Annotated in this window: 11 protein-coding genes; 4 read left to right on the plus strand and 7 right to left on the minus strand. The window is 56.3% G+C overall.

Going from position 1 to position 12,910, the window contains the following annotated elements:
- Positions 1-56: 56 nt before the first annotated feature.
- The 5 genes from AUC43_RS05890 to AUC43_RS05910 form a co-directional block, all read right to left on the minus strand.
- Positions 57-1,454 (minus strand): tetratricopeptide repeat protein, encoded by a 1,398-nt coding sequence (locus AUC43_RS05890; RefSeq protein WP_068198278.1) that lies wholly within the window; start codon positions 1,452-1,454, stop codon positions 57-59.
- A gap of 168 nt (positions 1,455-1,622) precedes the next feature.
- Positions 1,623-2,645, minus strand: coding sequence for an NAD-dependent epimerase/dehydratase family protein (locus AUC43_RS05895; protein ID WP_068190972.1), 1,023 nt, complete (start codon positions 2,643-2,645; stop codon positions 1,623-1,625).
- Between the two features lie 88 nt (positions 2,646-2,733).
- Positions 2,734-3,504: a tyrosine-protein phosphatase gene (locus AUC43_RS05900; RefSeq protein ID WP_068190973.1), complete on the minus strand. Its 771-nt coding sequence runs from the start codon at positions 3,502-3,504 to the stop codon at positions 2,734-2,736.
- Positions 3,505-3,516: 12 nt separating this feature from the next.
- On the minus strand, positions 3,517-6,024 hold the full coding sequence (locus AUC43_RS05905) for a GumC family protein (protein WP_068190976.1): 2,508 nt from the start codon (positions 6,022-6,024) through the stop codon (positions 3,517-3,519).
- 77 nt (positions 6,025-6,101) lie between these two features.
- On the minus strand, positions 6,102-7,040 hold the full coding sequence (locus AUC43_RS05910; RefSeq protein WP_071886044.1) for a polysaccharide biosynthesis/export family protein: 939 nt from the start codon (positions 7,038-7,040) through the stop codon (positions 6,102-6,104).
- Positions 7,041-7,287: 247 nt separating this feature from the next.
- Between AUC43_RS05910 and AUC43_RS05915 the strand changes: the two genes are divergently transcribed.
- The 4 genes from AUC43_RS05915 (at position 7,288) to hpf (ending at position 10,130) form a co-directional block, all read left to right on the plus strand.
- A complete protein-coding gene (locus AUC43_RS05915; protein ID WP_068190980.1) occupies positions 7,288-8,433 on the plus strand; it encodes an acyl-CoA dehydrogenase family protein in 1,146 nt (381 codons plus the stop codon).
- 120 nt (positions 8,434-8,553) lie between these two features.
- The gene (rpsU, locus tag AUC43_RS05920; protein WP_035564799.1) at positions 8,554-8,748 is read left to right on the plus strand and encodes a 30S ribosomal protein S21; all 195 of its coding nucleotides are present in this window, start codon (positions 8,554-8,556) and stop codon (positions 8,746-8,748) included.
- Between the two features lie 165 nt (positions 8,749-8,913).
- Positions 8,914-9,792, plus strand: coding sequence for a tyrosine-type recombinase/integrase (locus tag AUC43_RS05925; protein WP_068190981.1), 879 nt, complete (start codon positions 8,914-8,916; stop codon positions 9,790-9,792).
- Positions 9,793-9,830: 38 nt separating this feature from the next.
- On the plus strand, positions 9,831-10,130 hold the full coding sequence (hpf, locus tag AUC43_RS05930; protein WP_068190984.1) for a ribosome hibernation-promoting factor, HPF/YfiA family: 300 nt from the start codon (positions 9,831-9,833) through the stop codon (positions 10,128-10,130).
- Between the two features lie 86 nt (positions 10,131-10,216).
- Here hpf and metK read toward each other — a convergent pair whose 3' ends face one another.
- Both metK and AUC43_RS05940 read right to left on the minus strand, forming a co-directional pair.
- Entirely contained in the window at positions 10,217-11,479 is a 1,263-nt protein-coding gene (gene metK / locus AUC43_RS05935; RefSeq protein WP_068198281.1) for a methionine adenosyltransferase, read from the minus strand.
- Between the two features lie 200 nt (positions 11,480-11,679).
- Entirely contained in the window at positions 11,680-12,891 is a 1,212-nt protein-coding gene (locus AUC43_RS05940; RefSeq protein WP_068190985.1) for a class I SAM-dependent methyltransferase, read from the minus strand.
- Positions 12,892-12,910 lie beyond the last annotated feature (19 nt).

Genomic DNA, 12,910 nt, shown 5'->3' on the forward strand with positions numbered 1-12,910 from the left:
AAACCGCCCGTCGGATGACGGGCGGTTGCAAAAGTAACTGGCTCTGGGGCGAAATCTTATTTCCGAAACTGCTCAATTAATTTCTTAAGACCCGGCTGCTCACGCAGTGCCGGGAAATAATCGAACAGCAGCGTGTGCTGGTCGAAATTGAGGGTAAGGGCCGTTTCCAGGGTGTTGTACGCTTCGCGCATGCGGCCATCGGCCAGCAAGTAAGCACACAGCATGTAGTGGAAATGCGCCTCGTGCGGGTGCAGGTTCACGGCGTGGTGCACCAGCTCCACGGCTTCGGCAAAATGGCCTTGCTCGTAGAGGATGGCACTCCAGCTTATCCAGCCCTGCACGTCATCGGGGGCTACCTCCGTGGCCTTTTCGTACGATTCGAGCGCGCTTACCACGTTGCCAACCTGATTTTCGGCCGCTCCCAGGGCCGACCAATACTCGCCGCTTTCGGCGTACAGCTCGGTGGCTTTGCGGAAGTAGTGAATGGCTTCAAACCAACGTCCCTGCTCTTGCAATAGCACGCCTTGGCCAAACCAGGCCTCATCCATCTCGGGATTAATCTCCAGGGCCTGGCGGTAGTAGCGGCGGGCGGGTTCCCACTCGCGCAGCTTCTCGTAGCATTCGCCGATGTTGCACAGGGCTTCGTCGGTGGGCTCGCCAAGCGGGTACGCTTGCTCAAATTCTGGAATGGCCTTCTTGTATTCCTGCTGGCACACAAACGTATCGGCCAGCCAGTGGTGGGCGTCGTGAAAATCGGGGCTGATGACCACGGCGTAATCAAACGACTCGGCTGCTTTGGCGAAGTCCTCGCGACGGTACCAATACTGCCCCAGGTTGTACCACGCTGTGGCCGAATACGGGTCGTCGTCGGTAAAGCCTTTGAAGAAGTCCTCGTGCTCCTCAAGTCGGCCCGTCACATCCAGGCAGTGCAGCAGCTCCTGCACCCCGGTTTCGTTGTCGGGGTTTAGACGTAGGCTCTGCTTGTAGTGCTTGGCGGCGCTCTTAAACTTCTGCCAGCTCTGGAAAGCCAAGCCAAGGTTAAAATGGATGTCTTCGCGCTCGGGCTCCTGCTCGAGGCCTGCCCGGAAAAACTCGATGGCCAGCGCAAACTCGCCCCGCTGGGTGCTGATAATGCCCCGCGTGACGGCTACATCGGCATTGGTTGGGTCCAACGCCGCCACTTCATCAATCTGGCGTTCGGCTTCCTGGTAGTCGCCGCGCATGGCCGTTACCTGGGCCCGGTCAATCAGCAGCTCAGTAGAGAAAGGGTACTGGCCCAGGGCCGCCTCGCAGGCCTGCAGGGCTTTTTCAAACTCCGCATTGGTAACGTAGTGGTCAATGATGTTTTCAAAGTCCTCTAGATCAAAAAATACGGGCTCTTGGCTGTCCACCATGCGCTCGAAGCGACGCACGATATCCAACACGGCCCGGTGGTTTTCAAAATGTTCGTTCATGCGCATAAAATCGCAGTTAATGTAAGTGGATTAATCCGGTTTTGTGGCTTGTCGGATGCATGGACTGGCTTTTGTTGCCAGGCCTCCCGCAAACGCTAACCCACTCCACTTTATAAGTTCTCTCCAATGATAACAAACGTTAGCCAAAACCGTGCAATTCGGCTGTTGCTAAGATACGATAACCGCAGGGGAGTGTGTCAAGTTCACTGCCAACTCACTTGCGCACCACGCCAGCGTTTCGGCTAATGGGCGGAAGGCGAGGCCGGTAGTGCTTTGTACTTTGGCGTGTGAGTACAGCACCGGCTGCCGGCCGGCCCGCGCCGTGTCTTTGGTGATAAGTGGCCGGGCTCCAGTAAGTACGGCACGCGCATGCTCGAGCCGCCAAATGATTTCGGCCGCCCAGCTGGGCACGGCTACCGTGGGTGGCCGGCGGTGCATGGCGGCGGCCGCCTGCCGAAAAAAATCAGCCAACGGCACGGCCTCGGCACTTAAAATATATCGCTCGCCTCGCAGGTCTGGCTGGTCGAGGGCCAATGCCAGTAGTTGCTGCACCACGTCGCGCACATCCACAAAGTTGACCAGCCCCCGGGTATAAAAACGGTGTTGTTGGTGGGCGTAGCGCAGCAGCCGGGTGCTGCTGCGGTGCCAATCGCCCGGCCCTAGCACTACCGAAGGATTGACAATAACCGCTGATAACCCTTCGGCAACGCCACGCCACACTTCCAGCTCGCCCAAATACTTAGAGGTGGCATACGCCGGATGCGCTGCTCCCAGGTCCCAGGTGCTCGCTTCCGTTACAACCGCGGCATGGGTAGAGTCTGCCAAGCTCCCTGCTGCCGGGCCGCCCAGCGCTGCCACCGACGACACGTGCGCCAGCCGCACGCCGGGATGTTCCAGGCAGGCATCCACTATTGCAGCAGTGCCCTGCACGTTCACTCTGAGTAATAAATCTTCGTCTTGAGGAGCGTAGGAAACCAAGCCGGCGCAATGAAAAACATGCGTGACATCGGGAGTAATCGCCGACCGCAGCAAATCAGTGTCCAGCAATTCGCCCGCGAGCCACTCCACTCCCGGCGCCGCGTTGTCAGGTATTGCACCCCGGTGCAGGGCCCGCACGGCCAGCCCCAACTCTCGCAATGTGTGCAACAGAAAGGAGCCAATGAGGCCCGTGCCACCGGTAACAAAAATCATGAACGAGCTTGCTGGTTTCGGGATGCCTTATTCTTGTCTAAACTACGCCAATGTGCCCATCACGCAGCTAGAAACCAATGACCAGCCATTAAAGCGTTTTGTTTAATAACGGCAGCTGAAGCAGCTTCTGCATGTACGGCTGCAGGAGTGCCCGACGTAGCAGAGTTTCGGTATGGCGCAGGTGGTGGGTATCGGTGCCCACAAAATCCACCAGACCGCCGTCAATCAGTTGTTCGGCCACTTTTTGGGCGGCCGGCGAGTAGTAGCCCGCCAAAGAATTGAGGTTGAGCTGAAGCAGCACGCCGTGGTCGCGGCGAAGCTTTTCAATCTCAGCAAATCGGCCGTAGAGGTAGGTGTAGCGCTCGGGGTGAGCCAAAACCGGGGTATAGCCCTGAGCTTTTAGCTCAAAGATGATGTCGAACAAGTTGAGCGGCTCGTTCATGTACGACGTCTCGAACAGCAGGTATTTCTTGTCTCCGCCGAAGGTGAGCATCTCAGTGCCATCGGCCAACTTTTGGCCTAAAAACTCGTCGAGGTAATATTCTGCTGCGCATTCAAGGGCTATTTCCTCCAAGCCGGCCTGGGCCGCGGCATCTCGCAGCAATTGCAGCGCCACCCGGATGCTCTCCGGCGTGTTCTTATAAAAGTCGCCCATGATGTGGGGCGTCATTATCAGCTTGCGAAAGCCCAGCCCACTCAGCGCCCGTATCAGGTCAAGCGCGTGCTCAAGGGTTTCGGCGCCATCGTCAAGGCCGGGAAGCAGGTGCGAGTGCATATCCGCTCCCAACTCCGACAACGTGGGCACCGCTGCCCCTTCCGCCGGCTTATTTCCAAAGAGCCGCTGCAGGAATGTAGCCATTCAGAAAACGAGCTAGTTGAAGAACTTCTTGATCTTCTCGCCAAAGGTAAGCGCCTTGGTTTCTGGCTCTTCGTAATACCCTTGTCCGTAAGCACCATACCCGTAGCCATACCCGTAGCCATATCCATAGCCGTAGCCGGAACCGCGCGAGTTGGCATCGTTGAGAATAGTACACATGCGCGTGAAATTGTTGCTTCGCATGAGCCGGTTCATGTTTTTAATGAACGCCTTCCGGGAATAGTCGGCCCGTACGATGTAAAGTGGAATATCCGCCTTGCGCATGATAAGGATACCGTCAGTCACCAAGCCTACTGGCGGAGTATCAATCAGGATTACATCATAGGATTGAAACAACTCCTGAATCATCTGGTCGAACTTATCGCTAAGAATCAGCTCCGAAGGGTTAGGCGGGGTCGGTCCAGCCGAGATAAACTGCATTGATTCGATGGACGTGGGCTGGATGCACTCCTGAATGCTGTGTCGCTCAATCAGGATGGTGCTCACGCCTTTCACGTTTTCGGCGCCAAAAGCCAAGTTGACCTTGGGCTTCCGCATGTCCAAGTCCAGAATGATAACCCGCTGCCCGGATAAGGCAATGATGCCACCCAAGTTTACCGTCACAAAGGTCTTGCCCTCACCTGAGATAGTGGACGTTACTGAAATCAGGCGCTTCTTTTTAGCAGAGCTAATAAAGTCCAGGTTCGTTCGAATTGAGCGGATGGATTCGGAAATAGCTGATTTGGGATTCTTGTCAACCACCAGCCGCGACACTTCCATCTTCTCCTTGTCGTAGGTCGGGATAATGCCCAGAACGGATGCTTTGGTATTGCGTTCCAATTCCCGCACGTTCGAGACGGTATTGTGCATGAAATAGCGAACCGCAATTAGCCCCAGCCCCATAAACAAGCCTCCTGCTAATCCTATTGCATACACAATTAGTCGATTAGGGGAAATGGGGGCTGCTGGGGGCGAAGCAGGAGATAAAATCTGGAAGTCGGCCGTAGCACCTGCTTTCTCGATGTTGAATTGAACCTTGCGGTCCATCAACTGCAAGTAGGAGGTGACATATAAGTCAAGTGGGCGCTTGAGGCGCTCTAGTTGGGTGCTTTTGGCGGGCAGGCTTTGTAAGGCACCAGTGAGTTTGCTGCGCTGTTGGTCGAGCCGGCTGAGCTCGTTGCGGAGCAGTTTTTGGTTTTGCTGGAGCAAGCGCTTGATTGAAGCCCGTGTATACTCAATGTTGGCCTGTTTGCTCTGAATGGCTTCGGTTTTATCTGTATAAGAACGGGAGGCGCGGCGCAATTGCCATTGCAAATCATTCAACTCGTTGAGTTGCTGCGCTAGTTGAGGGTCTTCTATGCCCGCGAGCGCCGGTATGCTCTGCTCCACGGTTTGCGTCTCGTCACGAGTTAGGCTGCCCTGGCTAGCCATCTGAGCGATTTCGCCCAACATGTTAATCTTGTCTGTAAGCTTGAGCCGGTCAGCCTCCAGTTTTTCAAGTTTCTCCGTTATTGCCGAGAATTCTCCTTTGCTGTCGTAGGTGCCCGTTTGCTGCACAAAGTTTTGCAGCCGGTCTTCCGCACGTTCCAGGTTTTGACCGTTTTGGTCCAGAATCTGATCTAGAAAACGGAGCTTTCGCGTGGTGGTTTCTGATTTCTGAGCTAGCTTTTCCGCCAAGTACACGGAGTCGATTTTGTTGACAATGTCCTGGGCTTTGCTCGGGTTAAAGTCATTAAAAGAAATCTGAATGGTACTGGCTTCAGGGTTGACAATTTCAACCGTAAGGTTCTTGTCTAAGTATTCGTTAACGGTCCTGTCGTCAAGAATCGTGAAATGGTAGCTTGCATCCTGCGCCGCGTTTGTCAACTCATTTGTTCCCAGGACCGCAAGGGTTATGCCCGGCAATTTGATTTCCTGCCCTAAGCTGTATTCTCCACCGAGTGGGCGTCCTTGCCCCGTAAACTCGAGCGCAAAACGTTGCGGGCCCACAAACTTTAAATCGAACTTGTGATTGTATAAACTGGGGTCTGTAATATGGTATTTGACACGAAATGGAGCTATTCCATAAAGCTCTGATTCCAGAACTGTACCTTGAACATAGTAATTTATGTCCAGAGCTAGCGAGTCCTTGAGTCGGCGATAAATGATATTAGATTTAATCAGCTCAACCTCCCCAGCAAGCTTGGTGCGGCCTTTATCCATCACGGCTGGGGCCGCCGCCTGGCCTGCTAACCCAAGGGCGCTTCCTTCGTTTCGTTCATCTATTTTAAGGAGAGAGGCTGATTTATACACGGGCTTGGTATAGCGCAAATACAGCCACGAAGCCGTTACCCCTAGTCCCACGAGCAAAAGCATCCACAGCAGACTGCGCCGCGCTACCAGCACGAGCGTCGCTATGTCCAGCCCGGGAGCGTCGTCATCTGCATCACCTCCGCTAGCTGAGGGCGCTTCTGGAGGAGAGGCCGTGCCGCCAGTGGCGTTGCGGATAAGTTCCTCTAGTTCCGTATTCTCGTTTATGGCCATTGTATTGATAGTGCAGCTAAGGCAACATGTTATAATATACGCTGATACCAGGCATAGCGTCTAATTAACCGATTTTGCTATTTAAACTGACTGATAAGAAAGAATGTGGTAGTAAGCAGTAGTGAAGACAAGCTTAGAATAGGGCCAGCATCAACTAAAGCATCTAAGAGTGGGCGCCGTATTGGCTCCACATAGATTACATCGTTGGGTTCGATTTGTAGGTTGGCCCGCCGCATTCCATCCAAGGTGGATAAATCAATTTGCTGCACACGAGGGTTTTTCAAGTCGCCTCGAATAATACGGATATTGTTCGCCTTGCCGCCATTTCGGTATAGATTCCCGCTTCCAGTTCCGCCACCACCTCCATCAACCCCACCTGCTAGGGCCAGTACCTCTAGCAAGTTCATATTATCATTGTTGAGAGCAATTACCTGGCCACCGGTAGCGCCCAGCACGATTACGCGGTTATTGGTAACACGAGTGGTAACAAATGCCTCTTTGTAAAACTCATTGTAGCGTATAGCCAGCGTGCTATCCGCTTCCAGTAGCGTGAGGCCACTCACCCGAATCCGGTTCACCATAGGCAGCACCACCGTACCATCGGCTTGTACTAGAAACTCTGACCCGCCAGTGGATGTGCCGCCCTGGTTCGTATTACGCGTCGGGGTGCTTGTCCCGCGGCCTGAGGTGGGCGCAGTCGCCCCGCCCCGGCTGGGTAATCCGCCGCTGGGCTGGCCAAACTGCAACTCCCCGTTGGGGTCCAGGATTCGTTCGCCTCTATTCGTATTCACCCGCACTTCCAGAAAGTCATTGGGTTGAATGACATAATTGCGCTCCGACCGGTTCACGGCAATCCGCAACTTCGTGCTGTCGAGCTGGCGGCCCTGGCGGTCGGTGAGCCGGAACAGGGTGCGTTGGTTGTAGTATTTGGTCGTCGCGCACGACGAGAAAAGCAGCAGGGCAGGAAGCGTCAGCAGCCACAGGCGCCCAAGGCGACGAAAAGAGAATGAAGGCATGAAGGCCAATTAGTACGAAAACAAAAGGAGAAAATGAAAAACGACCCCCAAAGTCAGATTATCTCCAAAAAGCCTCAAAAGTAACGCTTTTGCCGTGCCCATTCAACTACAGGTCGTTACGGCGTGAAGCCAGGTTAGATTTCGAAGCCACTTGAATCGTACTTTCGCGTACCCAAACCCCCGAGTTGTGGGTTGTGGGTAACGTTGACCTGACATTCTTTTAAATCCCACCCCTAGTTCCTCTTCCATGGAAGCCGTAGCCACCGAAAACCAAACCATGATTGCGCAAATGGTGCGCGATTTTGGCGCTCAGCACATCAAACCCAACATGATGAAGTGGGATGAGAGCCAAGAGTTTCCTATTGAGGTATTTCATAAGCTAGGCGAGCTGGGCCTGATGGGCGTGCTGGTGCCGCAGCAATACGGCGGTTCCGGCTTCGGGTACATGGAATACGTTACGGCCATTGCCGAGTTGGCTAAGATTGACGGAAGCATTGGCCTGAGCATGGCGGCGCACAATTCTTTGTGCACCGGCCACATCCTGCAGCACGCCTCCGAAGAGCAAAAGTTGAAGTACCTGCCCAAGCTTGCCTCGGGGGAATGGATTGGGGCCTGGGGCCTTACCGAGCCCAACACCGGTTCCGACGCCGGCAACATGCGCACCACGGCGGTGCTCGACGAGAGCGGCGACTATTATATTATTAACGGCGCCAAAAATTTCATTACCCACGGCAAATCCGGCAACGTGGCGGTCGTGATTACCCGCACCGGCGAGGTGGGCGACTCGCACGGCATGACGGCGTTTATCATCGAGCGCGGCACGCCGGGTTTTGAAGCCGGCCGCAAGGAAGACAAGCTGGGCATGCGCGCTTCCGAGACCACGGAGTTGATTTTAACCGATTGCAAGGTGCCCAAGGAGAACGTCATTGGCAAAGTGGGCGACGGCTTCGTGCAGTCGCTCAAGGTGCTCGATGGTGGCCGTATCAGCATTGCGGCCCTTAGCTTGGGCATTGCCCAAGGGGCGTTCGAGGCGGCTACCCAGTACAGCAAGGAGCGCCACCAGTTCAACCAGCCCATCAGCAGCTTCCAAGGCATTGCCTTCAAGCTGGCCGATATGGCCACCGAAATAGAAGCGGCCAGCCTGCTTACCTACCGCGCCGCCGACATGAAAGACCGCGGCCTGAACGTGAACTTAGAATCGGCCATGGCCAAGCTCTATGCCTCGGAGGTAAGCGTGCGCGTGGCCAACGAAGGCGTGCAGATTTTCGGCGGCTACGGCTATACCAAGGACTATCCGGCCGAGAAATACTACCGCGATGCCAAGCTGTGCACCATCGGCGAAGGCACCAGCGAAATCCAGAAACTGGTCATTGCCCGGGCGCTGCTGAAGTAGTAATTGTCGTGGCTTCAACCGAGTTGCGCGGGTAATTTCTTGTTTAGCCTAACAATTGTTATTATCTTTGCGGCCCGATTTACTCGGCTCCCCTCCTGAAAATCTCCCTCATTCCCTGATATGATTATCATTCAAATCAAAGACAACGAATCGGTTGACCGCGCCCTGAAGCGCTTCAAAAAGAAGTTTGAGCGCACCGGCGTGCTGAAAGAGCTGCGTCGTCGCACCTTCTTCCAGAAGCCCAGCATCACGGAGCGCAAAATGAAGCAGAAGGCTGTTTACAAGCTCGCCACCTACGGCCAGCCCAACGAATAGTCGGACGTTTCAAGTCGCGTTAGCAGTGCTAAAACCGGCTGGTTTGCCCCGTGTGGCAAGCCGGCCGGTTTTTTCGCGTCTGTACCGGCAGGCATTTCTTGCTGGAGAATAAAAAAAATGTAATTTGGATGCCCGGCCCAACCGCCGGGCATTTTTGGTGTTGGTATGGATGCTTTTCTAGATTTTTTGCGGTTTGAACGGCGCTATAGTCCCCACACGGTCACCTCGTACCAAACAGACTTGGGCCAGTTTGCCGCCTACCTCAAATCGGCTTATGACCTGGCCGAGCCAGCTCAAGCGACGCACCCGCTTATCCGCGGCTGGGTAGTGGAGCTAATGCAGCAAAACCTGGACCCCCGCACCGTGAATCGCAAGGTGGCGTGTTTGCGCTCCTACTATAAGTTCTTGTTGCGGGCCGGGCGCATCGAGGCCAACCCGATGCTGCGCATCAAAGCCCCGAAGATGGCCAAAAAGCTGCCCGAGTTCGTGCCCGAGGAGGCATTGAATGGCCTACTGAATTCGTTTCAATTTGGCGACGACTTTGCCGGGCAGCGCGACCAGCTGGTGCTCGAAATGCTGTACGGCACGGGCATTCGCCTGTCGGAGCTCATCGGCATTCATGCCGACGACGTGAGCCTGGGCGCCAGTACCGTGCGCGTGACCGGCAAGGGCAATAAGCAGCGCTTGGTGCCGTTGAATCCGTCGCTGAAGCTGGTGATTGAGCACTATCAGGCGCGCCGGGCGCATGAGTTCGGCCCGGTAGCGGGCCCGTTGCTGCTCACGGACAAGGGCGAGCCGATGTACGAAAAGTTTGTGTATCGGACGGTGAAGCAGTACCTGAGCCAGATTACCACATCGGCAGCCCAGCAGCACCCGCACGCGCTGCGGCACGCCTTCGCAACCCATTTGTTGGGCAAGGGAGCCGACCTCAATTCCATTAAAGAGCTGCTGGGCCACGCCAGCCTGGCCGCCACGCAAGTTTACACGCACCTGTCCGTCGATAGGCTAAAATCCGTATTTGAACAAGCCCATCCACGGGCGTAAGCTTCTTTTACCCTTTTACCTTCTTAATCAACTGCTTTATGAAAGTACAGATGCATTCGGTGCACTTCGACGCCGACAAAAAACTGCTTGATTTCGTGCAGCAACGTCTCAATAAGCTCGAGACTTTTTACGATAAAGTAACCGGCGGCGAAGTTATTCTGCGCCTTAACAATAAGGACGGAATCGATAACAAAACTGTTGAAATAAAGCTACTGGTACCTGGTACTACGCTGTTCAGTCAAGAAGATGCCGCGTCGTTTGAAGCTGCCGCAGATGCAGCTACGGAAAACCTGCGCCGCCAAATCACGCGGCACAAGGAGAAGACGCTGGCCCACTAAGCATAACTGTATATTACGTTTAAACAAGCAGCCCTGCCAGATGCATCTGGCAGGGCTGCTTGTTTAAAAACTAGGTTCGGCAAGTATTACAAGCCAAACTCCGCTTTAATCTGGGGCACGTAGTCTAGCTTTTCCCAGGTAAAGGTTTCAAAGGTTTTCACGCTGCCGTCCTTCATGGTAGCTTGCACGGTGCCGGGCTGGCGGCCCATATGGCCGTATGCCGCCGTTTGGGCGAAAATGGGGTTTTGGAGGCCGAAGCGTTGCACAATGGCGTAGGGGCGCAGGTCGAACAGCTTGTTTACCTTTTCGGCAATTTCCCCATCGGTGAGGGCGGCACCCGCTTCGTTTTTGGCTTTGGTGGTACCGTAAGTGGTCACGAATACGCCCACGGGTTGAGCCACGCCGATGGCGTAGGCCACCTGCACCAGCACTTGGTCGGCCACGCCGGCGGCCACCAGGTTTTTGGCGATGTGGCGGGCGGCATAAGCGGCCGAGCGGTCTACCTTGGAAGAGTCTTTGCCCGAGAAGGCGCCGCCGCCGTGGGCTCCCTTGCCCCCGTAGGTATCGACGATGATTTTACGGCCAGTGAGGCCAGAATCGCCGTGCGGACCGCCGATGACAAACTTACCGGTGGGGTTGATGTGGTAGGTAATCTGGTCGGTGAACAGGGCCTGCACATCGGCGCTGAGCCCGGCTTGCACGCGCGGGATGAGCACCGACAGCACGTCGGCCTTAATCTTTTCCAGCATAGCGCTTTCCGAAGGGTCGAACTCGTCGTGCTGGGTGCTGATAACGATGGTGTCGATGGCCTCGGGACGGTGGTCGTCGGAATAGCGGATGGTGACCTGGCTTTTGGCGTCGGGGCGCAGGTAGGTCATGTCGCGGTTTTCGCGGCGGATGGCCGCCAGTTCCTGCAGCAAGCGGTGCGAGAGGTCCAGCGCGAGGGGCATGTAGTTGGCCGTCTCGTGGCTGGCGTAGCCGAACATCATGCCCTGGTCGCCGGCGCCCTGGTCTTCGTCCTTGGCCCGCTCCACGCCCTGGTTGATGTCGGGCGACTGCTCGTGCAGGCGGTTCATCACCTCGCAGGTATCCGCGTTGAAGAGGTACTCGGCCTTGTTGTAGCCGATGCGGCGGATGGTTTCGCGCACAATGGGCTCCGCATCCACATGAGCGGTGGACTTGATTTCGCCGGCAACTAGGGCAAAGTCGGTGGTAACAAGCGTTTCGCAGGCGACTTTGGCAGTAGGGTCCTGGCGCAAATACTCGTCGAGGATGGCGTCGGAAATCTGGTCGGCAACTTTATCGGGATGGCCTTCCGAAACTGACTCGGAAGTGAACAGATAGGGCATTGAAAGCGCGAAAAGGGCGAAAAAGAACAAAGCAGTGTGGTTGCCGGGCAAGAGCCAATGGGCAGGCACAGAACAAAACTACGGAAATCCGGGCTATTAGCCCTTGCGCGTGGTCCTTGTGAACATGGTAATGCGCAGCAGCCGAATACGGCCCGATACTCTGAATCCTGATAGCAGAGGAGAAACAAAACAGCCTGCCCTTAGGCGTGTTCCGGCGGCTGAGCGTGCACCTTTTCACACACCAGCACCACGGGCCGGCCCCGCAGGTCGGTAGTCGCAAAGAGATATACCTCGCCGCCCTCGCGGATGCCCGTCCGCCGCCGGAAGTCGGCCACAGAGTCCGGGAAATTGCGGGTGGTGACGTGGGCGCGCGCTTCCGGACCCAGGTGCGCCTTGAGAGCGGCTCCGTCGGCCTTTTCGACTGCTAAAACGCGAAAGATGCGGCCCGGGAAATCGGCCCGTAACACATCGGACGTGTAGAGGTGGCTGTGCTGGTGCAGTTTCAATAGTTCGAAGGCGGTGCCAATGCTGCGGAAAGCCCCCGCTTTGAGCACCGCCGCGTTGGGCTCGTAGAGGTACTGCTGGGCTTCGGCGTAGCGGGGAATGGCGCGGGCTTCGCGGGCCCGGTTGAGGCGGAATTCCTGCTGGGTACCGTCGCGGCGCAGGTTGAGGGCGTAGCGCTCGGGGTCCACGGCGGGCTCCTGGCCCAATTCGTACAACACCTCTTTCACCTCATTATCCACGGCTACCACCCAGAGGCGACGCACGTGGGCCAGGCCCTGCACGGCGTGCTCTATATCAAGCATGGGCGAGGTCTTGAGCAGGACTTTGTCGGCCTTGTGCAGCAGCAAGGGCAAGAGCTTGACGACGTCGGGCTCGCAATCGCGCAGCAGGAAAATCTTGCGCGCCGCCGTGTCGCGCCGGGCCGGGTCGAGGTAGAGCCAATCGAAGTGCTTGGGCGTGCTTTTGAGGAACTCCAGCGCATCGGTCGCGTGCACTGCCACGTTGGCTATGCCCAGTTGGGCCATGTTGTAGCGCACTATAGCCGCCAGCTTGGGGTCGCGCTCCACATAATCTACTTGGGCGACACGGGCCGCGAAATGGGCCGTGTCGGCGCCAAAGCCGCCGGTCAGGTCGGCTATCCGCTGGCCTTCTACCAGACTGGCTTTGAAGGCAGCCGTGCGGGCCGAGGAGGCCTGCTCGACGGAGAGCGCCGGTGGGAAAATCAGTTCGGGGTTATCGGCCCAGGCCGGCAGTTTGGCGCGGGCTTTTTGGCGGGCCTGAATCTGGCGCACCAGTTCGGGTACGGGCAGGCCGGGGTGGCGGCGGGCTTGGAGGGCCAGGTGGGCGGGGTCGTCGTGCAGGTGCGCGGCCACGTAGCGCCTGGCCGCTTCGGGCAAGGGGTAGTCCATGAAGAAACCTATACGGATA

Source organism: Hymenobacter sedentarius, assembly GCF_001507645.1.
GTDB lineage: Bacteria > Bacteroidota > Bacteroidia > Cytophagales > Hymenobacteraceae > Hymenobacter > Hymenobacter sedentarius.